Below are 24698 nucleotides of genomic sequence, written 5' to 3'. Positions count from 1 at the left end.
GCCGGTACCGGCAGCCGCACTTTATTGTTTCAAACAAAATTTTGGAGGTGTTTTACCATAGCCGGCAAAAAAGAACTGGAAATCAACGAAGGCATCCGTGACAAAGAGGTGCGCGTAATCGATGCGGACGGAACCCAGCTGGGCATCATGTCCGTGCGGGATGCACAGAAAAGAGCGGACGAAAAGAATTTGGACCTTGTGAAGATCGCGCCCCAGGCACAGCCTCCCGTGTGCAAAATTCTGGATTACGGGAAGTATCGCTTCGAACTGCAGAAGCGGGACAAAGAAGCAAAGAAAAATCAGAAGGTCGTAGACATCAAGGAGATTCGTCTGTCCCTCAATATCGACACGAACGACTTCAACACCAAGGTCAACCAGGCAGCCAAATTTTTGGCCAAGGGCGACAAGGTGAAAGTTTCCATCCGGTTCCGCGGCCGCGAAATGGCGCACACCAACCTTGGTCTGGACGTGCACAAACGTTTTGCCGAGGCTCTGCCGGGCGCTGTGGTGGAAAAACAGCCCAAGCTTGAGGGACGGAGCATGCAAATGTTCCTGGCCCCTGCCCCTTCCAAGCAAAATTAAGGAGGAACTGAAAAATGCCCAAGATCAAAACACATTCCGGTGCGAAAAAACGCTTTAAGCTGACGAAAAACGGCAAAGTGAAGCGCGGTAAGGCCTTCCGCAGCCACATTCTGACCAAAAAGAGCACCAAACTGAAACGCGGTTTCCGCAAAGCCGCTTACGCGGACAAGACGAACACAGCTGCCGTGAAACGCATGCTGCCCTACGCTTAAGCAATTAACATCAGAAAAACCGCTATTAAAGGAGATTTAAGAATATGGCTCGTATCAAAGGCGCTATGATGACGCGCAAAAGAAGAAAAAAGACCCTGAAACTTGCCAAAGGTTATTTCGGCAGCAAATCCAAACACTTTAAGATGGCCAAACAGCAGGTCATGAAGAGCGGTAACTACGCCTTCGCTGGCCGCAAAATGAAAAAACGTGAGTTCCGCAATCTGTGGATCACCCGTATCAACGCCGCCTGCCGTGCAGAGGGCATGAACTATTCTTCCTTCATGAACGGCCTGAAAAAAGCTGGCGTGGAGCTGAACCGCAAAATGCTGAGCGAGATGGCGATTCACGATCCGAAGAGCTTCTCCGCTCTGATCGAGACCGCGAAAAACGCTGTAAAATAAGAACTGCGACACGCCCGCGCACAAGTTGCACGGGCGTCGCTTTGTATTAGCGGGTGCCCGAAAAAAGGGCGGAAAAGGAGAATGCGCGCATGGAACTGCGGATTACAAGCCGTGAAAATGAAAAGGTGAAACAGCTTTGCAAACTGCGGGAGAGCGCCTCTTTTCGTCAGGCACAGAATTGCTTCCTTGCGGAAGGCGTGCGCCTTTGCAGGGATATTGCCGCCGTTTGGCCGCCGCTGGAAGTGTATCATACGGACAAGGTTTTGGAACAGCATCCGGAATTGCAGGACCTTCCGGGTCGTCATGTGATGATTTCACAGAGTGTGGCGGATAAAATCTCGGATACAAAGAACCCGCAGGGGATTTTCTGTGTGTTTGAACGTGCGCTGAAATCTCTTGACCAGGCTGTCTCCGCAGACCGGTGGCTGGTTCTGGAACATGTCCAGAACCCGGCTAATATCGGTGCGCTTTTGCGTAGTGCGGCTGCTTTTGGTTTCGAGGGAGCGATATTTTGCGCGGATTGTGCCGACCCGTACAGCCCCAAAGCCGTGCGGGCCAGTATGTCTGCTGTAGCGCGCCTGAAATTGCTGCGTGCAGATACGGTGGCGGAAACGGCTGCCTGGCTGAAAACCGAAGAAGTCCCTCTGGTGGCTGCTGCTTTGCGTCATTCTGTCCCGCTGGATGAGGCGGACGGGCTGCGGGGTGGCAAAATCGCATTGCTGATCGGCAATGAGGGAAACGGGTTGTCGGATGAGGCAGTGGAAGCGGCAGACTTGGCTGTGCGCATTCCCATGGCGCAGGGAGTTGAGTCGCTGAATGCTGCGGTTGCAGGCGGCGTTTTGTTGTGGCACTTCAGGGGTGTATAAAAGATGCAAGGGGTAGAATACTGGCTGTGGCTTGCCAATGCTCTCGGCCCGTGCGCTTCCAACTCGGCACGTGTACTGCGGGCTTTTCCCGCTCCGGAGAAGTTGGCGCTGGCACTTGGACAGCAGGAACTGAATGAATTGTTCACGCCGGCCCAGATGCGTGCTTTGAAAAGTACGCGGCCCCAGGAGCTTTTGAGCCGTATGGAACGCTGCCGGCAGCTGGGTGTTCAGATAGTCACGTGGGCAGATCCGGATTATCCGCCTCTTCTGCGGCAAATCGATTCTCCGCCGCCGGTGCTTTACTATCGGGGAGATTTAAGCGCGGCGTCCGCGCCGCTGGTACTTGGCATGATTGGCCCGCGCCGCCCGTCTGCCTATGGGGTAGAGGCAATGCAGTTTCTGGCGCAGGGGCTGGCTGGGTTTGGAGCTGTTCTTGTGTCCGGCATGGCAGAAGGGCTGGATGGCGAAGCACATCGTGCCTGCCTTCGGAAAGAGATGCCTACCATTGCCTGTCTGGGGTTCGGGCACCAGCATTGCTATCCTGCCCAGAATCATATGCTGAAGAAAATGATTGAAAAGTGCGGCCTGACGCTGAGCGAGTACCCGCCGGACAAAGAACCGTGCAAGGCATTTTTCCCTCAGAGAAACCGCTTGATTGCGGGCCTGAGCAGAGGCGTCTGTGTGGTGGAAGCGCGAGAGAACTCGGCAACGTCGAATACCGTTTCGCATGCATTGAGATACAACCGCGATGTGTTCAGTGTACCCGGCAGCATCTTCTCGCCTTTGTCGGCGGGAACAAATCGGTTGTTGACAGAAGGGGCGGTTCCCGTCACTTGCGCCAAAGATATTTTTCGATTTTATGGGTTGGAAAGTGCTGAGGAGGAAAAGCCTGCCCCTGCAGAAGAGCCGGAACTGTCGCCCGATGCACGCAAAATTCGCCGGTTGCTGAGCAGCCGACCGCAGACTTTGGCCTCCCTTTGCGAAAAGGCGGGCCTTGAGCCGCTGCGCGCTATGGCGGCGTTTACAGAGCTGGAGATCAAAGGCGTAGCTCAGCAGTTGGCTGGCCGTCAATTCATCCTGAAAGGATCCTGATACATGTCAAAACTAGTCATTGTGGAGTCTCCCGCAAAGGCGAAGACCATCCGCAAATACTTGGGGAATGGCTATGAAGTTACAGCTTCCATGGGCCATATTCGCGATTTACCCAAAAGTCAGCTTGGCATTGATGTAGAGCACGGTTATGCACCACAGTACATCAATATCAAGGGCAAAGAGAAAATTATTAAAGAACTGAAAACCATGGCCAAAAACAGCGACGAAGTGTTTCTGGCAACGGACCCGGACCGCGAGGGAGAAGCCATCAGTTGGCATTTGGCCAACTTGCTGGGCCTGGACACCCAGGCGCCGCAGCGCGTCACCTTTGGTGAAATCACCAAGAAAGGCGTTACGCAGGGAATGGCTGCGCCGCGCGCCATCGATATGGACTTGTTCAATGCACAGCAGGCTCGGAGAATTCTGGACCGTCTGGTGGGTTATAAACTTTCGCCCTTTTTGTGGCGCAAGGTTCGCCGGGGATTGTCTGCCGGACGCGTACAAAGTGTTGCTGTGCGGCTGATCGTGGATCGCGAAAAGGAAATCGAGGCGTTTCAGCCTGAGGAGTACTGGAATATTGACGCAGTGCTTTGCCCGCCTTCCAGCACCAAAAAATTTACGGCGCGGCTGTTCAGCACAGCGGCCGGCAAAAAGCTGGAAGTCAAAAATGCCGAGCAAAGTCAGGCAATTGTGCAGGCTCTGCAGGGCGCTGATTATACGGTCAGTTCCATCAGCCGTGGCAAGAGGAAAAAAACACCGGCACCTCCGTTCATTACGTCCACCATGCAGCAGGAAGCCAGTCGCCGGCTGGGCTTCACTGCCACCCGAACCATGCGGGCAGCGCAGATGCTGTATGAGGGCGTGGATGTTGCGGGTCAGGGAACCATGGGCCTGATCACTTATATGAGAACCGACAGCCTGCGCATCGCCGACGAAGCGGTGGCGGCGGCGAAGGATTTCATCACCGGAAGCTATGGCGAACAGTATGTATGTCCCTACAAGCGCACTTATAAGAGCCGCAGTGCTACTGCCGCCCAGGACGCGCACGAGGCAGTTCGTCCCACCAATCCGGCTTTGACGCCCGATGAGGTGGAAAAAAGCGTCACGGGCGACGCGGCAAAACTGTACCGCCTGATTTGGAGCCGCTTTATTGCCAGCCAGATGAGCGATTGCCAGCAGGATACCGTTTCCGCGGACATTGTGGCGGCGGATTATCTGTTCCGTGCTTCGGGATATGTGGTGACCTTCGACGGCTTTACGGCCCTGTATGAAGAGGCGACGGACGAAAAAGAGAAAAAAGAGACTGCTCTGCCGCCTCTGACTGAGGGAGACGTGCTGAAGCTGAAAGAATTGAAACCGGAGCAAAAGTTCACGCAGCCGCCTGCACGTTATACAGAGGCGACGCTGATCCGCGCACTGGAGGAAAACGGAATCGGGCGCCCGTCTACGTATGCTCCGATTATTACCACCATCATTGATCATGATTATGTGGAGCGGGAGCAGAAGAAGCTGGTGCCCACCAAACTGGGACGTGTAATCAATGATTTGATGATGGAGCAGTTCCCGGATATCATCGATGTCACGTTCTCGGCCAACATGGAAAAGAATCTGGACCAGATTGAAAACGGGAAAGCGGATTGGCACAAGACCATCGATGACTTTTATCAGGGCTTTGAAAAGAATCTGCTGCGCGCGGAAGAAGAGATGAAAGACAAGAAAGTCAAGGTGCCGGACGAAGAAACAGATGAAATCTGTGAACTGTGCGGACGCAAAATGGTCATCAAAAGCGGCAGATACGGAAAGTTTCTGGCGTGCCCGGGTTTCCCGGAATGCAAAAACACGAAGCGCCTGGTCAAAGATACCGGTGGCCAGTGCCCCAAATGCGGCAGCCGCGTGCTGATCCGTCATTCCAAGAAGGGGCGCGTCTATTATGGATGCGAGAAGAATCCCACCTGTGATTTCATGACCTGGAACGAGCCGACGGCGGAGAAATGCCCGCAATGCGGTTCGACACTGTTCAAAAAGGGCGGTAAAAACGGCGTTCTGCTGTGCGAAAAAGAGGGCTGCGGCTATTCACGTCCGGCTCAGGAAAAGAAAGGCTAAGGGCAATGCAGATTCGGATTTTGGGCGCGGGCCTCGCAGGCTGTGAGGCCGCGCTCTACCTTGCAAAAAATGGATTTGAGGTAGAGCTGTACGAGCAGAAACCTCATAATTTTTCTCCGGCGCATAAAAACAGCGGATTTGCGGAACTGGTTTGTTCCAATTCTTTGAAGGCGGACCGGCTGGATTCGGCTTCCGGTCTGCTGAAAGCGGAAATGAAGCTTTTGGGAGACTGCCTGCTGGAGGTAGCAGAACGCTGCCGTGTGGCGGCAGGCGGTGCGCTGGCAGTGGACCGCACCGAGTTCAGCCAGCAGGTGACAGAACTGGTGGAGAACACGCCGGGAATTACCATTCGGCGGGAAGAAGTTCGCTTTGTGGGGGAAACCCGCCCGGACACCATTACCATTGTGGCGACCGGACCGCTCACAGAGGGAGAGCTGGCCCAGGATATTGCACGGCTTACCGGTGGGCAGAAGCTGTCTTTTTACGATGCGGCGGCGCCGATTGTGACGGCAGAAAGCCTGAATATGGACCGCATTTTTGCAGCTTCCCGCTATGGCCGGGGCGAGGCCGACTATTTGAATTGTCCTTTTGACAAAGAGGGATATGAGGCTTTCCATGCGGCGCTGCAAAATGCTGAGCGTGCGCCGCTGCATGATTTTGACGGCGATTTGACGGTTTACGAAGGATGCATGCCGATCGAGGTCATGGCAGGGCGCGGAGCGGATACCATGCGCTACGGTCCGCTGCGGCCTGTGGGATTGACCGATCCTCGAACCGGTCATCGTCCGTGGGCGAATGTGCAGCTTAGAGCAGAGAACACTGAGCGCAGCATGTATAATTTGGTGGGCTTTCAGACCAATTTGAAGTTTGGAGAACAGCAGCGCGTTTTTCGCATGATTCCCGGCTTGGAGAATGCGGAGTTTGTGCGCTATGGCGTGATGCACCGAAATACGTTCCTGAACAGCCCGGTTCTGCTGGGGCCGGATTTGTCGCTTCGTTCTTATCCGAATGTCTTTTTTGCAGGGCAGATTACCGGATTCGAAGGTTACGTGGAAAGTATGGCCAGTGGTTTGTTGGCGGCTCGTGCCGTGCAGGCGCGCCTGTTGGGAAAAAGGACACCGGTCTATCCGGATGAGACCATGTGCGGTTCGCTGTTGCGCTACATCGCCACGCCGACGCGGGATTTCCAGCCCATGGGTGCAAACATGGGAATTCTGCCTTCGCTGGAAGAACGGGTGCGCGATAAACGCAAACGTTATGAAATGCTTGCGCAGCGTGCGGTGAACGCGCTGCAGGAGAGCCTTGTCTGCGAGTAAACAGGAAAGAAGAAGAATGGCGGCGCCTCGCGGTGGAGAATCGCCCGGCGGGACGTCACCATTTTTCTTCGTTCCGTCTTCTGTGTTTTGAAAAGAAAGGAGACGCATTTTTATGAAGATCATTATTGATGCAATGGGCGGCGATCATGCTCCCGCAGAAATCCTGAAAGGTGCGGCACAGGCCGTAAAGGAATATCATGTCAGCATCGTCGCTGTGGGTAATGCGGAGAAAATTGCCCAGGCTGTGAAGGAGCACTCCATTGATATGGATCAAATCACGATCGTGAATGCCAGTGAGGAGATTTCCATGTGCGACGAGCCCACAGCCGCCATTCGCCATAAAAAAGACTCTTCTATGGTGGTGGGCATGCGTATGCTGGCAGCCGGTGAGGGCGATGCCTTTGTGTCTGCAGGCTCTACAGGCGCTCTGCTGGCGGGCGCTACGCTGATTGTAAAGCGCCTGAAGGGCGTGAAACGTCCGGCCATCGGTACGGTAATTCCGGGGGCGAATCATCCGTTCCTGCTGCTGGATTCCGGCGCCAACGTAGAGTGTCGGCCGGAAATGCTGGATGCCTTTGCCACCATGGGCACGGTTTATATGGAAAAGGTGCTGGGAGTAAAGCAGCCTAAGGTAGCGCTGGTGAATAACGGTGCGGAAGAAACCAAAGGTACGCCGACCTATGTGACGGCGCACGCGCTGCTCAAGCAGAATTCCAATATTCAATTTGTCGGCAATGTAGAGCCCAAGGACATTCCGCAGGGAGATGTGGATGTGGTGGTCTGCGACGGCTTTACAGGAAATGTAATTTTAAAACTGACCGAAGGTCTGGCAAAAATGCTGGTGGGACAGATCAAAGGCGTATTTTTGAAAAACGCGCTGACGAAGCTGGCGTTCCTGTTTGTCAAAGACGGCATGAAAGATTTTAAAAAGAAGCTGGACGCCGACGAGTACGGCGGTGCGCTGATGATGGGGGTGCAGCATCCGGTCATCAAAGCCCATGGCTCGTCCAATGCAAAGGCGTTTAAAAATGCCATCCGGCAGGCAAAAGCGTGCGTGGAAGGCAATGTGGTGAACACCATGGCCGAGAAGCTGGCACTGACTGTGCCCGACGGGACGGAGGGCTGAGTATGCAGGATTTGAAAGCACTGGAACAGGTGCTCGGGCATACGTTCAAAGACCCGTATCTGCTTCAGACAGCGCTGACGCACACTTCTTTTGCCAACGAAGCGCGCCACGGAACAAAGCACAACGAAAGACTGGAATTCCTGGGAGACTCTGTTCTATCGATTGTAGTGGCGGATTATCTGTTTACGCATAAAGATATGCCCGAGGGAGAACTGACCCGCATGCGCGCCAGTTTGGTGTGTGAAAATGCTTTGTTCGGTTTTGCACAGCAAATTGACCTGGGCAGCTATCTGCGTCTGGGAAAAGGGGAAGAAATGGGCGGCGGTCGCCATCGCCCCAGTGTGGTTTCCGATGCATTTGAGGCTGTGATTGCTGCGCTGTACCTGGACGGCGGGATTGAGACGGCGAGACGTTTTATCCTGCCTTTTGTCACCCGCACGCTGACCGATGCTGCGGCGGAAGAAGACTATAAAACGCGTCTGCAGGAAATTGTGCAGCAGAACCCGGAGGAACGGCTGCGCTATGTGGTGGCGCGTGAATCCGGTCCGGATCACGACAAACACTTCGAAGTGGATGTCTATTTGAATTCCAACGCGGTGGGACACGGCGAAGGACATTCGAAAAAACAGGCGGAACAGGCCGCGGCCAAAGAAGCACTTGCTTTGATGGGTTATTGAACCACACTTTGTTCCGAAAGGGGAAACTATGTTTTTAAAAGCACTGGAGATTCACGGCTTTAAATCCTTTCCGGACCGCACCAAAATTACCATCGAGCGGGGAATTACCGCTGTGGTTGGGCCAAACGGCTCGGGAAAAAGCAATATTTCCGACGCCATCCGCTGGGTGCTGGGGGAGACCAGCGCCAAACAGCTGCGCGGCGGCGGGAAAATGGAAAACGTTATTTTTGGCGGTACCCAGTCGCGCAACGCCATGGGGTTCGCCAGCGTAAATCTTTATATCGATAACACAGACCGCCGCATCGATGTGGACTCCGACGAGGTGGTCATTGGACGCAAGTATTATCGCTCTGGTGACAGCGAGTATTCGGTCAATGGGCAGAATGTGCGTTTGAAAGATATCTATGAGATGTTTTTGGATACGGGCCTTGGGCGCGATGGCTACTCGATTATCGGGCAGGGCCGAATCGCTGTCATTGTAGGTGCCAAATCCAACGAACGGCGTGAAATTTTTGAAGAGGCATCCGGTATTGCGAAATATCGTTATCGGAAAAATGAGGCCGAGCGCCGGCTTGCTTCTGCCGAGGACAATCTTGTTCGTTTGCGCGACATTCTGGGAGAACTGGAGGGCCGTGTGGGGCCGCTGGAAAAAGAGGCGGAAAAAGCAAAGCGCTATTTGGAACTTGCAGAGAAGCGAAAGGGCCTGGAGGTCACACTCTGGGTGGATACGGTACAGAAAGCGCGGGATACCGTGCGGGAAGTGCAGAGAAAAATTGAATTGGCCAATGCGGACTATGACCGCGCCAGCCGCGAGATGGAAGGCGTGGATGCCGAAACGGAGGAGATCCGCGCTCAGTCGGAGCATCTCATTAAAGAGATTGACCGCTGCAATGCAGAGATCCGCGCAATCACAGAGCGGATTTCCGGGTCGGACGCCTCCCTGGCCGTGCTGCGCAATGATATTGAGCACAATCAGGCAACCATCGCCCAGATGGAGCAGGAAATCAGCCAAAGCGGTATGGGGCGTGAAGCAATTGAAGCCGAACGCGCACAGCATCAGGCGGCGATTGAAGAGTGTGAAAAGGAATTGGCGTCTTTGGCGCAGCGTGCGGAAGAGACAGAGCAGCTGCTGTCGGATTTGCAAAACAAAAGTGCTGCCAGCGGTGAGCGGCGCGGAGCGGTAGAGGCAAAACTGGCGGACATGGCCGCGCGCATTACAGACCTGAAAGTTGTGCAGGCCAGTGCGGATTCCGCAAGAGAGGCCGCCCAGCTGCGCTTGGGCAGTGCGACGCAGGACAAGCAGACAAACGAAAAGCGTCTGGCTGATTTGCATCAGGAGAAGAAAGAGACCGAAGCCTTCCTCAATGATGCCATTGAGAGGCTGACGCGCCTTGAGAATATCAAGGGCGGTCTGACCATGAAGCTGGACAGCCGGAAAAAGCTTTTGGATGAAGCGGATGCTGCGGAGCAAAAGTTGGAGCGCGATATGGAGAGCGCTTCTCAGAGAATTCAGCTGTTGCGGGATCTGGAACGGAATATGGACGGATACCAGAGCAGCGTCAAAACTGTGATGCGCGCTTCAACAAATCGGCGCCTTCGGGGAATTATTGGCCCGGTATCCAGTATTCTTACGGTCAAACCGGGGTATGAGGTAGCCATCGAGACGGCGCTGGGATTTGCACTGCAGAACATTGTGGTGGAAAACGAGTCTGCTGCCAAGGCGGCAATGGCTTTTTTGCGGGACGAAAAAGCGGGGCGTGCTACGTTCCTGCCCTTGGACACCATGCGTCCGGCTCATTTCGATGCTTCTCGGCTGACAGGCAGCGCGGTGAAGGCCAGTGATCTGGTGGAATACGATAAACGCTATGAAAACGTGGTGTCCAACTTGCTGGGACGCATTGTGGTAGTAGATGAGATCAATGAGGCTTCCCGCGTGGCGCGCAGTTTGGATTATCGAAATCGCATTGTTACGGCGGACGGTCAGGTGATCAATGCGGGCGGTTCGTTTACCGGCGGCAGCGTCTCGCGGTCGGCGGGGCTTTTCAGCCGCAAACAGGAAATTGCGGATTTGAAAGCAAAACTTGCAGATATGGAGAAAAAACGCGATGCAGCGCAAGAACGAACCGATGCGGCAAAAGCGGAAGTAGATAAGCTTTCTGCAGAATTGACGGCTACCGAAAGCGAGGCAATCACTGCCGGTGGGGATAAGATTCGTGGAGAAGTGGAGAGCGCGCGCATTTCCACGGCACTCTCGCAAACAGAGGCAGCCGCGCGGCTGTTGGACGCTGAGTGCGAAAAACTGAAAGAGCAGATTGAGCAAAGTACCCAGCAGGCACTTGAGGCACAGGAAAAGCTGACGCGCCTGACGGAGGATACCTGCCAGCTGGAGGAGGAATTGGAGACGATTGCCGGCTCGGATGATTCCTTCCTGGCTACCCGGACGCGCTTGTCGGATCAGTTGTCTGATATCAAACTGAAAAAGCTTTCTACGGAGAAAGATGCGGAGAGCCATCGGGCATCCATTGTCGCTTTGGAGAGCCGTACCGGAGAGACAGAAGAGCGTGTGCGGCAGTTGCAGGAGAATATTGCGCTTCTGCATCAGCAAAATCTGCAACGAGAAGAGCAAATGGCTGCCATGCAGCGGGATGTGGAACAGAGCAGACAGCAGATCACGGAGTTTGAACAGGCCATTCAGGCCGCTTCTCAGCAGCGCATCGAAAAAGAAGGCGCTATTACGCAGCAAAGTGCGAAGTTGCGCCGCCTGACGGATGAGCGTGAGGCGCTTGGCCGTGAGGCTGCCCGACTGACTGAGCAGAAAGAGGCCAAGGATGCGGAATATGAGCAGACGGTGGCCAAGCTCTGGGATGAGTATGAATTGGGACTGTCGGAGGCACAGGCACTGTGCGTACCGTTTGAGAGTATCACTGAACTGCGCAGAAACGTAACGGAAGTGCGCGGTAAGATCCGGTCGCTTGGAAACGTCAATGTGGGGGCAATCGATGAATATGCCGAAGTCAGTCAGCGCTATGAATTCCTGCGGACGCAAGTCGGAGATGTGGAGAAAAGCAAAGCAGAGCTGCAGCGCATGATTGCGGGCCTCTCTGAAGAGATGCGGGTCATGTTCAGCGAGAGTTTTGCCGCCATCAACCGCAACTTCGGCCGGATTTTTACCGAGCTGTTCGGCGGTGGTACGGCGCGGCTGTATCTTGAAGATGAGACAGACGTTTTGGAGAGCGGCATTGGGATTGAGGTGGCGCCTCCGGGCAAAATTATCAAAAACCTGTCGGCACTTTCCGGCGGCGAACAGGCGCTTGTTGCGATTTCCATCTACTTTGCCATTCTGGCGGTCAACCCGGCTCCTTTCTGTGTGCTGGATGAGATCGAAGCAGCACTGGACGATGTAAACGTCACACGCTATGCGCAGTATCTGCGGCGTATCTGCAATGAAACGCAGTTTATCGTCATCACGCATCGTCGTGGTACGATGGAAGAGGCAGACGTGCTGTATGGTGTGACCATGCAGGAAGACGGTGTGTCGAAAGTCTTGCGGCTGGATGTGAAAAATGTGGATGCGAGTCTCATCTCTTAATCTTATGAACGGAGGTTCACAATGGGCTTTTTTGATAAATTGGGTGCCAGCCTGAAAAAAACACGTGATTCTATTTTTGAAACCATCGGCAGTATGGTCACAGCAAGTGAGATTACCGATGACATGTATGACGATTTGGAAGAGCAGCTGATTCTGGCCGATACCGGTGTGGATGTAGCGATGGACCTGGTGGAGCAGCTTCGTAAAAAGGTGCGGGCAGAACATCTGAAAACGGGTGAACAGGCGTTGGCTGCTTTAAAGGAACTGATCCGGGATATGCTGGCTGCCGATGCAGAAATGGATTTGTCCGGCTCTCCCGCTGTTATTCTGGTCATTGGCGTCAATGGTGTGGGCAAAACGACCTCCATTGCCAAACTGGCACATCTCTATAAGGAGCAGGGCAAAAGCGTAATGCTGGCGGCGGGTGACACTTTCCGTGCCGCAGCTTCCGAACAGCTTGGCGTTTGGGCGCAGCGGGCGGGTGTTCCTATGGTGCGTCACAATGAAGGTGCGGACCCCGCTGCTGTCATTTTTGACGCGGTGCAATCTGCGGCGGCCAAAAAGATCGACATTGTCATCTGTGATACGGCCGGACGTCTGCACAATAAGAAAAATTTGATGGCGGAGCTTTCCAAAATCAGCCGTGTGGTGAACAAAGCCTGCGAGAGCGCAAGTGTGGAGACTCTTTTGGTGCTGGATGCAATCACCGGGCAGAACGCCATCAATCAGGCCAGCCAGTTTATTGATGCGGCGGGCGCAACCGGTGTGGTCTTGACCAAACTGGACGGGACGGCCAAAGGCGGAGCGGTCATTTCCATCAAGGCAAAACTGGGGCTCCCGGTTCGCTTTGTGGGAGTCGGTGAAGGTTTGGACGATTTGATGCCCTTTGATCCGGATGCATTTGCGGATGCCCTTTTTATGCGGGAAACCTGATTTTTGACCCTGTTTTCGAAAAAATTTCATATTTGAGGTGTATTATGGAATTTGTTGCTGCGACGAATAACGCACATAAGCTCAAAGAGATGCGCCGAATTCTTGAGCGCATGGGGCATACGGTTCTCAGCCAAAAAGAAGCGGGCGTATCCCTTGATCCTGAGGAAAACGGGACTACTTTTTCAGAAAATGCATGCATCAAAGCGCAGGCTATATGTGAAGCATGTCAAAAACCGACGGTAGCGGATGACTCAGGCTTGTGCGTTGAGGCATTGAACGGTGCCCCGGGTGTTTACTCTGCCCGTTATTGCGGTCGGCATGGCGACGATGGGGCCAATAATCAGAAATTGATGCAGGAAATGACGAATGTGCCGCCGCACAAGCGCGGTGCGAAGTTTGTCAGTGCAATCTGCATTTGGCTTCCCAATCAGCGGCATGCGGTCTTTGAAGGCGAATGCCGTGGTTCCATTGGATTTGAAGAGCGTGGGGAAAACGGGTTTGGGTATGATCCGCTGTTTATCCCCGATGAAGTGGGAATTCCGGGCACAGGTGAGACATTACCCAATGTTTCGCATCGCACCTACGCGGAGCTCAGTGCAGATGAGAAAGATGCCATCAGTCACCGGGGCCGCGCACTGCAGTTGTTGGAAGCGCAGCTGCCTGATTTTCTTGCGGATGCAAGCATCATCGGTATGGCGTCCGGTCCGGCACAGTCCCTTTGAACGAAACAATAAAATGGAGAGGAATCAAACTATGCTGACAAGTAAGCAACGCGCGATCCTGCGCAGAGAAGCGCAGAACCTGGATGTGGTTTTTCAGGTGGGAAAAGGCGAGATCGATGAAACGTTGGTCAACTCCACACTGGAGTGCCTGAATGCAAGAGAACTGATCAAAATGCGGGTTTTGGAATCCAGCATGTATTCCGCGAAAGAAGCGGCTGCGATTTTGGCGGAGAAGACTGGTGCGGACAGCGTCCAGGTAATCGGCTCCAAGTTCGTTTTGTACAAACAAAAGAAAAAGGACAGCCGGTATGCGGATTTAATCGCAGTCAAATGAGCCGCCGGATTTTGCTGTTTGGGGGAACATTTGATCCGCCCCACAACGGCCATATGGAATTGCTGCGTGGTGCGATGGCTGCAGTACAGCCCGATCTTGTGGTGGTAGAGCCTGCGGGTACTCCACCGCACAAGCATGCAAGTGCCACGCCGGCAGGAATTCGGCTGGCAATGTGTCAGTGTTTTTTAGACGTGGACAGGCAGATCTTGCTGGATGATACGGAGATTTTGCGCGGCGGGAAAAGTTATACGCTGGATACCGTAAATGAAATGTATCGTCGTTATCCTGATGGGACACTTTACTTTTCCATGGGAAGCGATATGCTCCTCTATTTCCGAAAATGGCACGGCTACCGGGAACTTCTTCAGAAAATGGTCCTGGTGGTTCACAGTCGTCGGGGAGAAGATGTGCAGCCTCTGCATGCTTTTGCGCGCGACTTGGAACAGGAGGGCGGGCGGATTTTGTTTGCACCCGCCCGTATTTTGGAAATCTCCAGCACCCAGATTCGAAGCAGGGTTCAGAGGGGTGAGCCTTTGGATGGACTGGTGCCTGCAAGCGTGGAAGAAATGATCGATCGGTACGCTTTGTATCAGCCGGAAGAAAGGGAAGTGTAAATTTCATGATTTCCGTTCAGGAAGCCAAGCGTTTGGCGAAAAAGAATCTCAGTGAAAAGCGCTATGAGCATACCAGCAATGTGAAAAAGCTGGCGGTGGAATTGGCTCGCCGCAATGGCGTGGATGAGGACAAAGCAGCTTTGGCGGCTTATCTGCATGACATCGCAAAGGAGCTGCCGAAGGATCGGTTGTTGCAGATTTTGCGCGAAAATGATATAATGTCTGATAATGCACTGCAACGTGCGCCTGCTGTTTGGCATGGTATCGTTGCGGCCATTTTGGCGAAAACAGAGTATGGTATTGAGGATGAGGAGATTTTGTCTGCCATTCGATGCCATACAACGGGTAAGCTGAACATGAGCAAATTGGACAAGATTATTTATATGGCAGATATGGCCAGTTACGAGAGAAACTATCCGGAGGCGGCTTCGCTGCGTGCGCATGTCCTGGAAAATTTGGACCGTGGTACGATCGAAGGCTTGGGAATGTCCATCGCCTGGCTGAAGGCTGGCGGTAAGAATGTAGATGAGTATTCGCTGGCCGCTTATGCGCAACAGCGCCAGCAATATTACGGCGGAGCAGGAGTCTCTTTTTAAAATTTGAAAGCTGTCCGCCAAAGACCGTACGGAAAACAGACTGCCCATGGAGGGGAATTTCTATTGAGAAATACAAACAGACCTCGTCAGATCAATCTTTCCCGCGCACAGCGCGCACCGCGCCGCTCCAGTGCGGCCAGCGCTGCAAGCCGAAAAGCATATGACCAGGCCGCTGAGCGGCCGGTGCATCGTTCGTCTGCTGCGCCATCTGCAGCTCGCAGCGGAGCATCTGCTGCGCAGCGTTCCCGTACGGCTCAGCCCGTGCGCAGCAATTCAGCGCGAGCGGCAGATCCGCATGCTCCCGTTACCAGTCGACGCAGAAGGAAAAAGGGCAGTACAGGCAAAAAGGTATTGGCGGCTTTTTTAGTTGTGGTACTGATGGTGACAGGCGCATTGGGTGCATTTTATTGGTATGTGGCCGATTCTCTGAAGCCGCAGGAAAGCGGTTCTCTGACGGAAGAAATCGCCACACCGCCGGAGTACGGTAAGGATTTGACCAATATTCTTGTGCTGGGAATCGACTATGATGACAACCCCGAAGAAGAGGCGTTGGGCGTACAGCGAAGCAAGAATGGCAATACGGATATGATTCTGTATGTGCAGTTCAACAAAACGGAAAATACGGTGCACATGCTGCAAATTCCTCGTGATACCTATGTGGGAACCGATTTGCCCACTGGCGGCACCGGACGCATCAATGCCTTGTACGCACACGGGGAAGATCAGGAGAACCGTGTACAGAATCTGGCACAGGTTTTGTATGATCAGCTGAATTTGCCGGTGGACGATTATGTCGTTATCGATATGCAGATGCTGAAGGGAATGATGACTGCGCTGGGCGATCAGTTCGCGCTGGAAGTTTATATCCCGGTTACGATGGAATACAATGGCAGCCGTCTGGAACAGGGTTACCATTGGCTTCAGGGCGAAGAGCTGGAATTTTTCCTCCGGCAGCGCAAGGACTCCAGCGCTACACCTCGTGGTGACTTGGACCGTTTGAACAATCAGCGTTACTTCTATGCCGCCCTGTTTAAGTACATGATGACGATGAGCTGGCAGGAAATGGTGAAGCTGATGCCGGTATTCCTGCAGTATGTGGAAACGGATATCAGTCCGTTGGACTGTGCTGCATTGGGCGTGGCGGCACTGAACGTGCCGGCAGAGAACATTTTGATGGGCCGCTTGCCGGTGTATGGAACGCAGGTGAAAGCGGACGGGGTCAACTGGGTATCCGGTATTGCAATTCAGGAAACTGCGGATTTCCTCAATGAGTATTTCCGCCCGGCAGACGCTCCGGTCAGCGCAGAAGAGCTGAACATTCAGCTACCGGCACCTGTTTCGGAAATGGGCGCTGTGGTAGATCCCGAAATGAGCCAGATGGGCACCGATGGTACGGTTGCAGATTACGATGAGACGCAGGATGCGGTGGACAGCGGAAGCACGCAGTCGGCGGCGTAATGAAAGAAAGTTAGGAGAGTTTATGGAACCCAAGGATTTGGCGATTCAAATCGCCGCAATTTTGGATAAGAAAAAAGCTACGCGCGTGAAAGTGCTGCGCGTCCACGACCTCACGGTGATGGCGGATTATTTTGTCATTGCGTCCGGCACGTCTTCGACTCATGTGAAGAGTTTGGCGGAAGAGGCAGAATTTCAGCTGAAGGAACAGGGAATCGCACCCATCCGAACGGAAGGATTCAATACACAGAACTGGTTTATTCTGGACTATGGCAGTGTGATTGTTCATGTGTTCAGCCCGGATGCACGCGAGTTTTATGATTTGGATCATCTTTGGGCGGACGGCGAAAACGTGCCGCTGGATTTTGTGGAAGAATAAGGCAGATACGCGGGTGTCAGCCCGTGTGGGATAAATCTTTTTTGGATGTGAAAAACATGAAGTACGATTTTAAACAAGTCGAGCAGAAATGGCAGAAGATTTGGGACGAGGAACATACCTTTGCGGCCAAACAGGATTATACCCTTCCGAAATACTACGCACTGGTAGAATTTCCGTATCCTTCCGGACAGGGCCTGCATGTAGGCCATCCGCGCAGCTATACGGCGCTGGATATTGTGGCGCGTAAAAAACGGTTGCAGGGCTATAATGTGCTGTACCCCATGGGCTGGGATGCTTTTGGTCTGCCCACGGAAAACTATGCGATGAAAAACCACATCCACCCGGAAATCGTCACCGCTAAAAATGTGGCTCGCTTTAAAAGCCAGCTGAAAAGCCTTGGTTTGTCTTTTGATTGGGACCGTGAGATCAATACCACCGATCCCAATTATTACAAATGGACCCAGTGGATCTTTTTGCAGCTGTACAAAAAGGGTTTGGCCTATAAAAAAGAGATGAACGTGAACTGGTGCCCTTCCTGTAAGGTAGTACTGGCAAACGAAGAGGTTGTAGACGGCAAGTGTGAGCGGTGCGGCGCTCAGACCACGCACAAGGTCAAGAGTCAGTGGATGCTGAAAATCACCGCTTATGCGGACCGTCTCGTGGACGATCTGGATGATTTGGATTACATCCCCCGCGTAAAAACGCAGCAGAAAAACTGGATTGGCCGCAGCCATGGTGCTGAGGTGAAGTTTAAAACCACTGCAGGAGACGAGTTGTTGATTTACACGACCCGTCCGGATACCCTGTTCGGGGCAACCTACATGGTCATTGCGCCGGAACATCCTGCCATTGAGAAGTGGGCAGACCGGATCCGCAATATGGATGAGGTAAAAGCTTATCAGGCGGAAGCGGCCAAGAAAAGCGATTTTGAACGTTCGGAGCTCGCAAAAGAGAAAACCGGCGTAAAACTCGACGGTGTGAATGCGATCAATCCGGTCAATGGCAAAGAAATCCCGATTTTCATTTCCGATTACGTGCTCATTAGTTATGGCACCGGTGCGATTATGGCAGTGCCTGCGCATGATGAGCGTGACTGGGATTTTGCACGTGCATTTGGATGCGAAATTATCGAAGTGGTCAAGGGCGGCGATGTGGAGAAAGCTGCGTTTACGGACTGCGCCACGGGAGTCATGGTGAATTCCGGTTTCCTGGACGGAATGAGCGTAGAGCAGGCCAAGAAGGCCATTGTAGAATGGCTGAGTGAGCAGAGCGTCGGCACACCGAAGACCAATTTCAAATTGCGCGATTGGGTGTTCAGCCGCCAGCGTTACTGGGGCGAGCCTATCCCCATGGTCCATTGTGAAAAATGTGGTTGGCAGCCGATTCCGGAGAGCGAACTTCCGCTGCGTTTGCCGGAGATTACAGATTTTGAACCCGGTGAAAACGGTGAGAGTCCGCTGGCTCGTCATACAGAGTGGGTGAATACCACTTGTCCGTGCTGCGGAGGCCCCGCCACACGAGAGACGGATACCATGCCTCAATGGGCCGGCTCTTCCTGGTATTTCCTGCGTTATATGGATCCTCATAACAACGATGCGCTCGCTTCCAAAGAGGCGCTGGCTTACTGGGGGCCGGTGGACTGGTACAATGGTGGCATGGAACACACTACCTTGCATCTGCTGTACAGCCGTTTCTGGCATAAATTTTTGTATGACATTGGTGTGGTACCCTATTCAGAGCCTTATCGCAAACGTACCAGCCACGGAATGATTTTGGGTGAAAACGGCGAGAAGATGTCCAAGAGCCGTGGCAATGTAGTGAATCCGGATGATATCGTAAATGAGTACGGCGCTGATACGATGCGCTTGTATGAGATGTTCATCGGTGACTTTGAGAAGAGTGCACCTTGGAACACGGCCTCCATCAAAGGCTGCCGCCGCTTCCTGGAGCGTGTGTGGGGTCTGATGGATATGGTTGCGGAAGGTGACGGATATTCTCAGAAATTGGAAAGCAGTATGCACCGCACCATTAAAAAAGTGACGGAAGATATCGAAGTCTTGAAGATGAACACCGCCATTGCTGCGATGATGAGTCTGCTGAACGAAATCTACGACCAGAAGAGCGTTACCAAGGGTGAAGTGCGTACACTGCTGATCCTTTTGAATCCCTTTGCTCCGCATATGACAGAAGAAATGTGGCAACAGCTGGGATTCGAGGGACAGATTGCTCATGCACAGTGGCCCGCCTTTGATGAAGCCAAATGTGTGGACAGCACCGTGGAGATTGCCGTTCAGGTCAACGGTAAAGTACGTGCCAAATTGGTGGTGCCTGCCAATATTTCAAAGGACGATGCGATTGCTGCAGCAAAGGCCGATGAAGTGGTTGCGAAACTGGTAGAAGGAAAAACAATCTGCAAAGAAATCTATGTCCCTGGCAAACTTGTAAATATCGCTGTGAAGTGAAAGAAAATATTGACAGGTGTGCCCTCGACATTGTATAATCTAAGGTAGCTGCTGTTCTTGAAATTGTGCAGAGCATCGTTTAAGAGAAGCAGTTCCTACCTCAAAGGTTAAGGGAGGGAACAAGATGTCGGAAATTCGAGTAAAAGAAGGCGAATCGCTGGAGAGCGCGCTGCGTCGTTTTAAACGCTCAACTGCGCGTGCTGGCGTGTTGGCTGAAGTGCGTAAACGCGAGGCGTATGAGAAGCCCTCTGTGCGGCGCAAGAAAAAATCCGAAGCTGCCCGCAAGCGCAAGTATAAATAAGTTGCGGACACGCGGTAACTACGCGATGAGCGGGCCTCTTTTAAGGGGTCCGCTTTTTGTGTTTTTATGGATCCAGATGAAGAAAGGGGAGCACTTGGCGTGCCCGTTTTTATGCCCACACAAATGTTTCGGTCCGTGGCATCCATCACGCCTGAATACCTGAAAGAACATGGAATCAGGGCGTTGATTCTGGATGTGGACAACACGCTGACCGGCCATGGCAGTCAGGAATTGCCGGAGCATGTGGAGAAATGGTTAAACGAAATGAAGCAAGCAGGTATCTTGCTGGCCATTGCTTCAAATAATTTTGAAAAGCGTGTCGCTCCGTTCGCCAAGGCCATCGGAGTGGAACATGTTTCTTTTTGCTGCAAACCAGCTCCGTGGGGGCTGGCACGGGCGCGTAAAAAAATGGGAGTGTCGAAAAAGGAAGTGGCGCTGGTAGGGGACCAGGTCTTTACCGATGCTGTCGGCGCAAACTTTTACGGCATTCCGGTGCTTTTGTGCAAACCGATGTATCGGGATATCAAACCGAGCATTCGTTTGAAACGTGTGTTGGAACGTCCGCTTTTAGCGCGTTATCGCAAAAAAGGCGGCAATATTTTATAAAAGAAAGAAGAGCGGTTTTGTATGAAGCAGCGCACTGAAAAACTGATTTCTGCGATGCCGGCCGGATTTGAGGCGGCGCTTATTTCCACAGAAGTCAATCGTTTCTATTTTTTGAACTTTGACTCAAGCGACGCGGGTACGGTTTTGATTTTACCGCAGGAGACGTATTTTATTATTGACTCGCGTTACATTGAAATTGCCAACGCGGAAGTGAAAGAAGCACAAGTCGTTTTGCAAAAAGACGCTTTGGCACAAGTTCGTGAGATTCTGGAAAGTCACAACGTAAAGCATCTGTACATGGAAAATAAGGCGACAGTGGCCTATGCGGATGAGGTGCGTGCGGTGCTGCCCGGAATTGAAGTGGACGTGAGCCCCATCCTGTCGAACACCGTGGATGAGATTCGTGCCATCAAAGGGGAAGATGAAATTGATGCCATGCGCAGAGCTCAGGTGATTACTGACGCTTGCTTTGACCATATTCTGGGATATATCAAACCGGGTATGCGCGAGATCGATGTAGCACTGGAGATGGAAATGTTCATGCGCAGCCACGGAGCCGGAAAACTTGCGTTCCCCACCATTTTGGTAACAGGAGCCAAGACCAGCCTTCCGCACGGTGTGCCTGGCGATAACATTATCCGTGATGGTGACTTCATTACGATGGATTACGGCGCAAATGTGGATGGTTACTGCACGGATATGACCCGTACAATTGCGGTAGGCCATGTATCCGAGGAGCAGAAGAAAGTGTATGACACAGTCTTGAAAGCACAGCTGGCGTGCTGCGAACAGGCCAAGGCCGGCATGCGTGGCTGCGACGTGGACAAAATTGCTCGTGATATCATTAATGAAGCTGGATATCAGGGCTGCTTTGGACACGGTTTGGGACATGCAGTGGGCATTGAAATTCATGAGAATCCCCGTTACAGCCCCACCTGTGAAAGTGTGGTCAAAGCAGGTATGATGATGACCATCGAGCCGGGTATTTATCTGGAAGGAAAATTTGGCGTTCGCATCGAGGATACAATCATTGTTCGGGACGGTGGCTGCGAGATCCTGGGCAAGAGCGATAAAAACCTGATTATCCTGTAAAAATACAGGGACAAGGGGTTGCAAAACGCAGGCTTTTCCTGTAAAATCTTATATAGAACATTATGGTACCAATGTGTCCATGAAAAGTTATGGAGGATGTAATTTATGGTTTCTGCTGGCGAATTTCGCAACGGCATCACGTTTGAAGAAGACGGCAACGTTTATCAGATCGTAGAATTTCAGCATGTAAAACCCGGAAAGGGCGCGGCCTTTGTCCGCACAAAAATCCGCAACGTCATTACTGGTTCTGTGGTTGAAAAAACGTATAACCCCACGGCCAAATTCCCCACTGCGTTTATTGAGCGTCGTGAGATGACCTATTCTTACGAGGACGGCGGTCTGTACTATTTCATGGACAATGAGACGTATGAGCAGATCCCCCTGAATGAATCTGAGCTGGGTGAGGCTTTCAAGTTTGTTAAGGAAAACGAAGTTTGCAAAGTCCTTTCCTACAAAGGCAAGGTATTTGGTGTAGAGGCGCCGAACTTTGTGGTCCTGGAGGTCACAAAGACCGAGCCGGGCGTGAAGGGCAACACCGCCACAAATACTCTCAAACCCGCTACGCTGGAGACGGGCGCGGAAATCCGTGTGCCGCTGTTCATCAATGAGGGTGACATGATTCGTATCGACACTCGTACGGGCGAGTATATGGAGCGCGCGTAAGAAAAGATTTTACACAGGCAAGACCGGCTACGGCCTTGCCTGTTGTGTTAAAGGAGGCAATAGAACAATGGAACTGAAAGAGAAAGTTGCGTTTATCAAAGGCCTGATGGAAGGCATGGAATTCGACGTCACCACAAAAGAGGGAAAAGTTCTGAACGCAGTTGTAGAGCTGCTGGATCAGATGGCGGATTCTGTGGTGCAGATCGATGAAGACGTTGATCAGCTGTACGATGAAGTGGACGCTTTGAGCGAGGATTTGGAAGACGTGGAGTCCTGCGTTTATGGCGATGAAGATGACGATGAAGACGAGGACGATTACGACGAAGAATATGAGGCGGGCCTGTATGAGATTACTTGCCCCAACTGTGGCGAAGTGGTCTGCGTAGATGAGGATATGCTGGCGGATGAGAATTTGGCCTGCCCGAACTGCGGCACGAAATTCGAAGTGGATTTCAGTGAAGAGGAAGACGCCGCCGAGGAATCGGAAGAATAATTTTGAAAGATGAAAAAGGGCGTGCCATAGGGCGCGCCCTTTTTTAGGGAGTGAGAAAATGTCCATTGAAACCGTTCGGAATTATCTTCGCGAGCGAGGCTTGGCAGATCGAATCATTGAGTTTTCGCAGTCCAGTGCGACCGTGGAACTGGCGACCGCTGCAAATCATTGCGAACCTGCGCGTATTGCCAAGACTTTGTCGTTTGCAGTAGGAGATGAATGCATTTTAATCGTGGCGGCAGGTGACGCGAAGATTGATAATGCGAAGTACAAGGTACGCTTTGGTACGAAGGCCAAAATGCTTGCACACGATGAGGTGCCAGTGCGTGTAGGGCATGCAGTAGGCGGTGTATGTCCTTTTGCAATCAAAGAGGGCGTACATGTTTATTTGGATCAGTCGCTGCGCCGTTTTGAAACCGTATTTCCGGCTGCTGGAAATGCTGCCAGTGCAGTGCGTCTGACGCCGGATGAATTGGAACGGGCATCGGAAGCAGAGGGCTGGGTCGATGTATGTAAGGGATGGCAGATCTGATTGATGCAATCGGAATTATGTAAAAGCGGCGTACTGTCTGTGGGACAGTGCGCCGCTTTTGGATATTTAAGCATTAGAGGAAGAGTGGGAACTTTCCAAATTTCGGAAGAGCCGTGCAAGAACGATAATGGCTGCTACGGAGAGAACGGCTTCCGCAGTCAGCTGAGCGTAGGCCAGTCCATAAAGCGGGAAGAGCCAGTTGAGAATGCACAGCGCAGGGATCTCCAGTACAATTTTACGCAAAATGGCGAATGCAAGAGCTGCTTTTCCCATTCCAACGGCCTGGAATACGGCGACTGCGAGAAAATCCACACACAGAAAAGGAAGGCACAAGCAGAAGCCACGCAAAAATTGAGAGCCGTAAGAGATGATCTCTTCATTTTGCATGAACAGGGAAATGAAGGTTCCGGGCATCACAAAATAACATGCGGATACAATAAGAATGAGCAACAAGGCAGAACGGACAGCAAACAAAACAGTTCGTTTCATCCGGCGGATATTGCCGCTGGCGTAGTTGTAACTGACCAAAGGCATAATGCCTTGAGAAAGGCCCATGGAGATATACATGGGGACCATGTTGATTTTTTGAGTGATGCCCATAGCGGCTACAGAATTGGCGCCATACGCAGATGTGAAATTGTTCAGGATGGTCATTCCGGTAACATTCAAAAGGTTCTGGATCGCTGCCGGAATTCCCACACCGCAGACACCTGTAACAATTTCTTTTTCAAACGTGAACTTTTTCGGGTTCAGACACACGAAGGTGCGCTTGCGCTTGACAAAGAGGAGAATCAGGAAATAAACACAGGCTACACAGTTGGAAATCAGGGTGGCAAGGCCTGCGCCGGCCGCTCCCAGATTCAGCCCCCAGGGAAGAATAAAAATAGGGTCAAGTACGATGTTCAGCAGACAGCCGCTCATGGTGCCGATACTGGCGTGCAGGGCGCTTCCTTCTGCCCGGACGAGATATGCCATAACAACATTCAAAATCGCAGGTGTAGCGCCGCATTGTACGGTCCAGAGCATATAGCCGGCAGTTGCTTCCATGGTTACTTCATCTGCACCCAACAGAACGAGAAGCGGTGTGCGAAACACAATGCAAAGGGCAGAGAAGAGAATTCCGCATAGCAATGCGCAGTAAAAACCAAATGCAGAACTGCGTGAAACCGTTTCATAGTCTTTCCGCCCGAGCGCACGGCTCATCATGCTGGAACTGCCCACGCCGAAAAGGTTGTTGATTGCATTGAAAGCGAGCAAAACAGGTGCTGCCAGCGTGACAGCGGCATTTTGCACCGGATCGTTCAGCATTCCCACAAAATATGTATCAGCCAGATTGTAAATGACCATCACAAGGGAACTGAGAATTGTGGGAATCGCCAACTGTGCTACCGCGCGGGGAATTGCGGTTTGTTCAAAAAGGACGGTTTTTTGATCAAGTTGAGGCATGGATTCATCTCCTGATTTTTTATAACGTTATTGTAACAGAGTTTTGATAGAAATATAAGACAGAACAATGCTTGGAAGTATTTTTTCACAAAAAAGATGTGACCTG

Annotated in this window: 25 protein-coding genes; 24 read left to right on the top strand and 1 reads right to left on the bottom strand. The window is 52.4% G+C overall.

Going from position 1 to position 24698, the window contains the following annotated elements; translation table 11 throughout:
* Positions 1–57 precede the first annotated feature (57 nt).
* From infC to WMO24_RS09120, 24 genes are all read left to right on the top strand, one after another.
* Positions 58–582, top strand: coding sequence for a translation initiation factor IF-3 (gene infC / locus WMO24_RS09235; RefSeq protein ID WP_407882154.1), 525 nt, complete (start codon positions 58–60; stop codon positions 580–582).
* Positions 583–596: 14 nt separating this feature from the next.
* Positions 597–794 (top strand): 50S ribosomal protein L35, encoded by a 198-nt coding sequence (gene rpmI / locus WMO24_RS09230; protein ID WP_349216147.1) that lies wholly within the window; start codon positions 597–599, stop codon positions 792–794.
* 44 nt (positions 795–838) lie between these two features.
* Positions 839–1195, top strand: a complete 357-nt coding sequence (rplT, locus tag WMO24_RS09225; RefSeq protein WP_349216146.1) for a 50S ribosomal protein L20 — start codon at positions 839–841, stop codon at positions 1193–1195.
* An 89-nt stretch (positions 1196–1284) separates the two neighbouring features.
* Entirely contained in the window at positions 1285–2061 is a 777-nt protein-coding gene (locus tag WMO24_RS09220) for a TrmH family RNA methyltransferase (RefSeq protein WP_349216145.1), read from the top strand.
* Positions 2062–2064: 3 nt separating this feature from the next.
* Positions 2065–3153 carry a DNA-processing protein DprA gene (gene dprA, locus WMO24_RS09215; RefSeq protein WP_349216144.1) on the top strand — a complete coding sequence of 363 codons (1089 nt, stop codon included), beginning with the start codon at positions 2065–2067 and terminating at the stop codon, positions 3151–3153.
* A 3-nt stretch (positions 3154–3156) separates the two neighbouring features.
* Complete coding sequence (gene topA, locus WMO24_RS09210; protein WP_349216143.1) at positions 3157–5256, top strand: type I DNA topoisomerase; 2100 nt, start codon at positions 3157–3159, stop codon at positions 5254–5256.
* A 5-nt stretch (positions 5257–5261) separates the two neighbouring features.
* Positions 5262–6572 carry a methylenetetrahydrofolate--tRNA-(uracil(54)-C(5))-methyltransferase (FADH(2)-oxidizing) TrmFO gene (trmFO, locus tag WMO24_RS09205; protein ID WP_349216142.1) on the top strand — a complete coding sequence of 437 codons (1311 nt, stop codon included), beginning with the start codon at positions 5262–5264 and terminating at the stop codon, positions 6570–6572.
* Positions 6573–6684: 112 nt separating this feature from the next.
* A complete protein-coding gene (gene plsX / locus WMO24_RS09200; RefSeq protein WP_349216141.1) occupies positions 6685–7698 on the top strand; it encodes a phosphate acyltransferase PlsX in 1014 nt (337 codons plus the stop codon).
* Between the two features lie 2 nt (positions 7699–7700).
* Positions 7701–8375, top strand: coding sequence for a ribonuclease III (gene rnc, locus WMO24_RS09195; protein WP_349216140.1), 675 nt, complete (start codon positions 7701–7703; stop codon positions 8373–8375).
* A gap of 28 nt (positions 8376–8403) precedes the next feature.
* Positions 8404–11964 (top strand): chromosome segregation protein SMC, encoded by a 3561-nt coding sequence (gene smc / locus WMO24_RS09190; protein ID WP_349216139.1) that lies wholly within the window; start codon positions 8404–8406, stop codon positions 11962–11964.
* A gap of 21 nt (positions 11965–11985) precedes the next feature.
* Entirely contained in the window at positions 11986–12897 is a 912-nt protein-coding gene (gene ftsY, locus WMO24_RS09185; RefSeq protein WP_349216138.1) for a signal recognition particle-docking protein FtsY, read from the top strand.
* Between the two features lie 44 nt (positions 12898–12941).
* Positions 12942–13619: an RdgB/HAM1 family non-canonical purine NTP pyrophosphatase gene (gene rdgB, locus WMO24_RS09180; RefSeq protein WP_349216137.1), complete on the top strand. Its 678-nt coding sequence runs from the start codon at positions 12942–12944 to the stop codon at positions 13617–13619.
* 31 nt (positions 13620–13650) lie between these two features.
* On the top strand, positions 13651–13953 hold the full coding sequence (locus WMO24_RS09175) for a YhbY family RNA-binding protein (protein WP_349216136.1): 303 nt from the start codon (positions 13651–13653) through the stop codon (positions 13951–13953).
* A complete protein-coding gene (nadD, locus tag WMO24_RS09170; RefSeq protein WP_349216135.1) occupies positions 13950–14567 on the top strand; it encodes a nicotinate (nicotinamide) nucleotide adenylyltransferase in 618 nt (205 codons plus the stop codon). Before WMO24_RS09175 ends, nadD begins: the two co-directional genes overlap by 4 nt.
* Before the next feature lie 5 nt (positions 14568–14572).
* Positions 14573–15163, top strand: coding sequence for a bis(5'-nucleosyl)-tetraphosphatase (symmetrical) YqeK (gene yqeK / locus WMO24_RS09165; RefSeq protein WP_349216134.1), 591 nt, complete (start codon positions 14573–14575; stop codon positions 15161–15163).
* A 63-nt stretch (positions 15164–15226) separates the two neighbouring features.
* Positions 15227–16621 (top strand): LCP family protein, encoded by a 1395-nt coding sequence (locus WMO24_RS09160; protein ID WP_349216133.1) that lies wholly within the window; start codon positions 15227–15229, stop codon positions 16619–16621.
* 22 nt (positions 16622–16643) lie between these two features.
* Positions 16644–16997 (top strand): ribosome silencing factor, encoded by a 354-nt coding sequence (gene rsfS, locus WMO24_RS09155; protein ID WP_349216131.1) that lies wholly within the window; start codon positions 16644–16646, stop codon positions 16995–16997.
* Between the two features lie 56 nt (positions 16998–17053).
* Positions 17054–19459, top strand: coding sequence for a leucine--tRNA ligase (gene leuS, locus WMO24_RS09150; protein ID WP_349216130.1), 2406 nt, complete (start codon positions 17054–17056; stop codon positions 19457–19459).
* A gap of 124 nt (positions 19460–19583) precedes the next feature.
* Positions 19584–19760 (top strand): 30S ribosomal protein S21, encoded by a 177-nt coding sequence (rpsU, locus tag WMO24_RS09145; protein ID WP_349216128.1) that lies wholly within the window; start codon positions 19584–19586, stop codon positions 19758–19760.
* A 66-nt stretch (positions 19761–19826) separates the two neighbouring features.
* Entirely contained in the window at positions 19827–20366 is a 540-nt protein-coding gene (locus WMO24_RS09140) for a YqeG family HAD IIIA-type phosphatase (RefSeq protein ID WP_349216127.1), read from the top strand.
* Positions 20367–20387: 21 nt separating this feature from the next.
* On the top strand, positions 20388–21458 hold the full coding sequence (locus WMO24_RS09135) for a M24 family metallopeptidase (protein ID WP_349216125.1): 1071 nt from the start codon (positions 20388–20390) through the stop codon (positions 21456–21458).
* Positions 21459–21563: 105 nt separating this feature from the next.
* Positions 21564–22121: an elongation factor P gene (efp, locus tag WMO24_RS09130; protein ID WP_349216123.1), complete on the top strand. Its 558-nt coding sequence runs from the start codon at positions 21564–21566 to the stop codon at positions 22119–22121.
* 67 nt (positions 22122–22188) lie between these two features.
* Positions 22189–22614: a CD1247 N-terminal domain-containing protein gene (locus WMO24_RS09125; protein WP_349216121.1), complete on the top strand. Its 426-nt coding sequence runs from the start codon at positions 22189–22191 to the stop codon at positions 22612–22614.
* A gap of 58 nt (positions 22615–22672) precedes the next feature.
* On the top strand, positions 22673–23146 hold the full coding sequence (locus WMO24_RS09120) for a YbaK/EbsC family protein (RefSeq protein WP_349216120.1): 474 nt from the start codon (positions 22673–22675) through the stop codon (positions 23144–23146).
* A gap of 66 nt (positions 23147–23212) precedes the next feature.
* Here WMO24_RS09120 and WMO24_RS09115 read toward each other — a convergent pair whose 3' ends face one another.
* Positions 23213–24592, bottom strand: coding sequence for an MATE family efflux transporter (locus WMO24_RS09115; protein ID WP_349216118.1), 1380 nt, complete (start codon positions 24590–24592; stop codon positions 23213–23215).
* Positions 24593–24698: the final 106 nt, after the last annotated feature.

Source organism: Ruthenibacterium intestinale (assembly GCF_040096265.1).
GTDB classification, from domain to species: Bacteria; Bacillota; Clostridia; order Oscillospirales; family Ruminococcaceae; genus Ruthenibacterium; species Ruthenibacterium komagatae.
The sequence above is the reverse complement of the archived record's forward strand: the minus strand, read 5'-3'. Positions and strand labels throughout refer to the sequence as shown.